Annotated in this window: 4 protein-coding genes; 2 read left to right on the plus strand and 2 right to left on the minus strand. The window is 71.3% G+C overall.

Translation table 11 applies throughout. From position 1 onward, the window contains the following. Positions 1 to 160: 160 nt before the first annotated feature. The gene (locus tag AC1DXV_RS31075; protein WP_477937324.1) at positions 161 to 2272 is read right to left on the minus strand and encodes a M3 family metallopeptidase; all 2112 of its coding nucleotides are present in this window, start codon (positions 2270 to 2272) and stop codon (positions 161 to 163) included. Positions 2273 to 2328: 56 nt separating this feature from the next. Next, positions 2329 to 2826, minus strand: coding sequence for a hypothetical protein (locus AC1DXV_RS31080; protein ID WP_477937326.1), 498 nt, complete (start codon positions 2824 to 2826; stop codon positions 2329 to 2331). Between the two features lie 107 nt (positions 2827 to 2933). Here AC1DXV_RS31080 and AC1DXV_RS31085 point away from each other — a divergent pair, with 107 nt between their 5' ends. Continuing rightward, entirely contained in the window at positions 2934 to 4055 is a 1122-nt protein-coding gene (locus AC1DXV_RS31085; RefSeq protein WP_477937328.1) for an oxidoreductase, read from the plus strand. A gap of 14 nt (positions 4056 to 4069) precedes the next feature. Continuing rightward, positions 4070 to 4894, plus strand: coding sequence for an acyl-CoA thioesterase (locus tag AC1DXV_RS31090; protein ID WP_477937330.1), 825 nt, complete (start codon positions 4070 to 4072; stop codon positions 4892 to 4894). The last annotated feature ends 173 nt before the right edge of the window (positions 4895 to 5067 follow it).

Below are 5067 nucleotides of genomic sequence, written 5' to 3' on the forward strand. Positions count from 1 at the left end.
TGTCGCCGACTGTTTGACCACAACGAACGAAGTGAGTGGCGGGAGTTTCGGCGACGGGCCATCAAACCAGTCAGCGCAGGGGAGTCAGCGCCCCCAGGGGCGATGACCGGCCCGGCCGGCGCGCCACAGCCTCCCCCCACGCGCCTTTGTCGCGCAGGACTCAAGACGTCAACAGCCCCCGGTCCCGCAGCATCGGTTCCACAGATGCATCGCGCCCCCGGAAGGCCCGGTAGGTCTCCCCCGGCTCACGGCTGTTGCCCACGGAATAGACATGCGCAAGCAGCCGCTTCGCAACCGCCGGGTCGAACGGGCTGCCCGCCTCGGTGAAGGCGTCGTAGCCGTCTGCATCGAGCACCTCGGCCCACAGGTACACGTAGTAGCCGGCCGCATAGCTGGCGCTCGAGAACAGGTGCTGGAAATGCGGCAGCCGATGGTTCAGCCCGACGCCGTGCGGCAGCCCGATGCGCTCGAGCTCGGCCGCCTCGAAGGCGACGATGTCGATGCCCTCCGGGTTGCCCACCRCATGCACCGCCATGTCGACCAGCGCCGAGGCGGTGTAGCGCACCGTCTCGTAGCCCTGGTTGAACTTGCGCGCCGCCTGCAGCCGCTCGACCAGCGCATCGGGGATCGGCGCGCCGGTCTCGACGTGGCGCGCGTGCCGCTTCAGCACCTCCGGCTCGGCCAGCCAGTGCTCGAAGATCTGCGACGGCAGCTCGACGAAATCGCGCAGCACGTTGGTGCCCGACAGGCGCTCGTAGGTCACGCTCGACAACAGCCCGTGCAGGCCATGGCCGAACTCGTGGAACAGCGTGGCCGCATCGTCGAAGCTCAGCAGCGTCGGCGCACCGGGCGAGCCCTTCGCGAAGTTGTTGTTGTTGACGACGATCGGCAGCACGTCGCTTCCCCTCTCTTCGCCTTGGCCCACGACGTTGCGCGTCTGCTGCCGGTACGAACCCATCCACGCGCCGCTGCGCTTGCTCGGCCGCGCGAAGTTGTCGTGCAGGAAGATGCCGACCAGCGCACCATCGCTGCCGCTGACCTCGTAGACCTTCACGTCGGGGTGGTAGGCGCGCAGGTCGCCGCGCGCCGTGAAGCGCAGCCCGAACAGGCGCTGCGCACAGTCGAACGCCGCCTCGACCATGCGGTCGAGCGGGAAGTAGGGCTTGACCGCGGCTTCATCGAGGTCGTAGCGCGCCTGGCGCACCTTCTCGGCGTAGTAGCGCCAGTCCCAGGCCTCGATCTCCTGTGATTCGCCGGCGGCCGGCCGCTGCGACTGCGGCAGCGTCAGCAACAACGCCTTCAGCGCCTCGCGCTCCTCGGCCGCGCGCGCCTTCGCCGGCACCCACACCTGCTGCAGCAGCCGGTTCACCGCGGCCTGCGAACCGGCCATCGTGTCGCCCAGTGCGTAGTCGGCATAGCTCGCATGGCCGTGCAGCCGGGCCTGCTCGGCCCGCAGCTGCAGGATCTCGCGCGCCACCGGCCGGTTGTCGTGCGCGCCCTCGTGCTCGCCGCGCGAGACCCAGGCGCGCCACGCCTGCTCACGCAGGTCGCGGCGCTCGGAGAAGGTCAGGAACGGCACGATGTGCGAGCGCGACAGCGTGATCACCGCCGCATCGATGCCGCGGTCCGCACCGGCCTGGCGCGCCGCGGCACGCACGAATTCCGGCAGCCCGGCGAGGTCGCGCTCGGCGCGCAGCTCGAGGCGGAAGGCCGATTCATCGGCCAGCACGTTCTGGCCGAACTGCGTCATCAGCTCGGCCAGCCGCTCCATCACTTGGCCATACCGCTGGCGCGCCGCGCCCTGCAGCTTGGCGCCGGCCCGCACGAACTCGAGGTGCACCCGCTCCAGCAGGCGCCGCTGCTCGGCTGTGAGCCCGAGCGAGTCGCGCTGCGCATGCAGCGTGTCGATGCGCTGGAACAGCGCCGCATGCATGTAGATCGCGTTGCCGTGCGCCGCCATGCGCGGTGCGAGCTGCCGCTCCACCGCCTGCAGCGCCGGCGAGGTCTCGCTCGACGTGAGGTTGTGGAACATGCCTTCCAGCCGCGCCAGCAGCCGGCCGCTGCGGTCGAAGGCCGCCAGCGTGTTGTCGAAGCCAGGGGCCGCGGCCTGCGCGCCGATCGCATCGATCTCGGCACGCTGCTCGGCCAGCGCCACCTCGAAGGCCTCGGCGAAGTGCTCGGGGCGGGCCCGGTCGAACGGTGGCAGCCCGTGCGGGGTGTCCCACGGCTGCAGCAGCGGGTTGCTGGAGTGACTGCTTGTGGCAAGGGTCATGACGGCTTCTCTCGGTCAGGGAAGAAGCCGTCGATTCTAGGGAGGCCGACCCGCGTTTACTTGCCGCCCTTGATTTGCAATTCCTCATCTTCGAAATAGCGCCGGCCATCGCAATTGGCGACGTACGAGGCCTTGTCCGCCTGCAGCGCCTCGACCTTCGCGTTGTAGGCCTCGCTGTTGGCCTTGTAGGCCTCCACCGCCTTGTCGCGGGCGGCCAGGCGCTCGTTGAAGGCCTTGACGGCCTCGTCATTCGTCGTGTCGATCTTCTCGCGATCGGCCTTCAGCGCGTCGCCGGCAGCGGCCAGGTCGTCGCCTTCCTTCTTCAGCGCGGTCTGCAGCGGCAGCGTCTCGGCGAGCTGCGCCTTCACGCGGTCGTTCTGGGCCAGGCAGGCGCGCAGCTGTTCCTTGGTCAGGAAGGCGGCGCCGGGCTTGGCCTTGCCGAGGGTCGATTCCTTCTTCGGCTTGTCGGCGGCATGGGCCGGCAGGGCCAGCACGCCGGCGATGCAGGCGGCGAACAGCCACGGGGCGGCGGCGAGGCGGGGAGCGAAGCTCATGTCCAGGGGATCCTTCAGGAAGTGCGGCGCGCATCATGCCATTGCCGCGCGGCCGGCTCCGTTACAGTGCCCCGCTCCTCCCCTCGGACATTCGCTCGAAGATCGCCATGCCCCACACCGCTTCCCCCGCCCTGAGCGTCGGCCTGCTGCGCGTCGGCCTGATCGGCTACGGCTTCGCCGGCCAGGTCTTCCATGCCCCGCTGATCGCGAGCGTTCCGGGGCTGCGGCTCGCAGCCTTCGCGAGCAGCGATGCGGCCAAGGTCGCCCGCGGCTGGCCGGGCCTGCCGGTCGAGGCCGATCCGCTCGCGCTGTGCGCACGCGACGACGTCGACCTGGTCGTCATCGCGAGCCCCAACGACAGCCACCACCCGCTGGCGCTCGCGGCCTTGCGGGCCGGCAAGCACGTGGTGGTCGACAAGCCGTTCACCGTGACGCTCGCGCAGGCGCAGCAGCTGGATGCCGTGGCGCGCGAGCAGCAGCGCGTGCTGTCGGTGTTCCACAACCGCCGCTGGGACGGCGATTTCCTGACGCTGCGCGCGCTGCTGGCGCGCGGCGAACTGGGCCGCATCGTCGAGCTGGAATCGCGCTTCGACCGCTTCCGCCCGGTGGTGCGGCAGCGCTGGCGCGAGCAATCGCCGCTCGGTGGCGGCCTGTGGTTCGACCTCGGCCCGCACCTGCTCGACCAGGCGCTGCAGCTGTTCGGCTGGCCGCAGGCGCTGCGGCTCGATCTCGCGCGGCAGCGCGACGGCGCCGTCAACGACGACGGCTTCGACGCCCGCCTGGCCTATGCCGGCGGCCTGCGCGTGACGCTGCGCGCCAGCGCGCTGGCCGCCCTGCCCGGCCCGCGCTTCGCGGCGCACGGCACGCGCGGCAGTTTTGTCAAATGGGGGCTGGATGCGCAGGAGGATGCGCTGAAGGCCGGCCAGCGGCCGCTGCCGGGCGCCGACTGGGGCGTCGACACGCAGGCGGCAACGCTCAGCACCACGGGGCCGGACGGCGAGACGCTGCAGACCGCGCCGCTGCCCTTGCGGCACGGCGACTACCCGGCGTACTACGCCGGCGTGCGCGATGCGATCGTCGCCGGCGCACCGAACCCGGTGCCGGCCGCGCAGGCGATCGACGTGATGGCGCTGATCGAGCTGGGGGTGCGCAGCGATGCCGAGCGGCGCGAGCTGCCCGCTGTCGCCTGCGCGGCAGGCAGCGCCGCGGCCGGCACCCACAATTCCTGACCCGAAGGAACACCATGGCCGAGTTCATCCCCCTTTCCCAGCTGCTGGCGGCGCGCACGCGCGACGGCGATGCGGTGCATTTCGAGGTCAGCGACGACTGGCTGCAGGGCCGCACCTCGTTCGGCGGCCTGATCTCGACGCTGGCCGTGCAGGCGATGCGCGACGTGGCCGGCGCGGGCTGGCCGGCCGGCGTGCAGCTGCGCGCGCTGCAGACGAGCTTCATCGGCCCGGTCGCCCGGGGTCCGGTGCAGGTGGCGGTGCGGGTGCTGCGCGAAGGCAGGAACGTGCGCCAGTTGCAGGCGCTGGTGCAGCAAGGCGGCGAGACCGCGGCGCTGCTGCTGGGCGTGTTCGGCAGCGAGCGCGAGACGCTGCTGCCCGGCCTGGCGCCGGCGATGCCGTCCATCGAGCGCGGGCCGGACGAGACGCCCGCGCTGCCGTTCATTCCCGGCGTGGCGCCGAATTTCATGCAGCACCTGGACATGCGCTGGGCCGAAGGCGGGCTGCCGTTCACCGGCACCGACACCTGGCACAGCCGCATCCACCTGCGCCCGAAGGGCGAGCCGCAGCCGCTGCCGCTGGAGCTGCTGACCGTGCTGCTGGCCGACGCCCCGCCGACGCCGGCGCTCAGCCGCTTCAAGMGGCCGACGCCGGCCAGTTCGGTGTCGTGGGAGCTGGAGCTCCGCCCGGTCGCCCACGAACTGCCGGCCGACGGCTGGTGGCGCATCGACACCGAGGCACTCGCAGCCGCCGGCGGCTACGTGAACCAGGTGTCGCGGCTGTGGTCGCCGGGCGGCGACCTGGCGGCGCTGGGCTACCAGGTCGTGACGGTGTATGCATAGCGTTGGCGCTTGAAGGCGGGTGGGGGGAGGCTGTGGCGCGCCGGCCGGTGCGGTCATCGCCCCTGGCGGGGCAATGACTCCCCTGCGCTGACTGGTTTGATGGCCCGTCGCCGAAACTCCCGTCACTCACTTCGTTCGTTGTGGTCAAACAGTCGGCGACAGTCAGTTCACGA

It is taken from the genome of Rhizobacter sp. P3_C12 (assembly GCF_056402735.1).

Bases quoted from the DNA above. Each gene is read 5' to 3' on its own strand.
- AC1DXV_RS31085 (WP_477937328.1), top strand. From the start codon at position 2,934: ATGCCCCACACCGCTTCCCCCGCCCTGAGCGTCGGCCTGCTGCGCGTC.
- AC1DXV_RS31080 (WP_477937326.1), bottom strand. From the start codon at position 2,826: ATGAGCTTCGCTCCCCGCCTCGCCGCCGCCCCGTGGCTGTTCGCCGCC.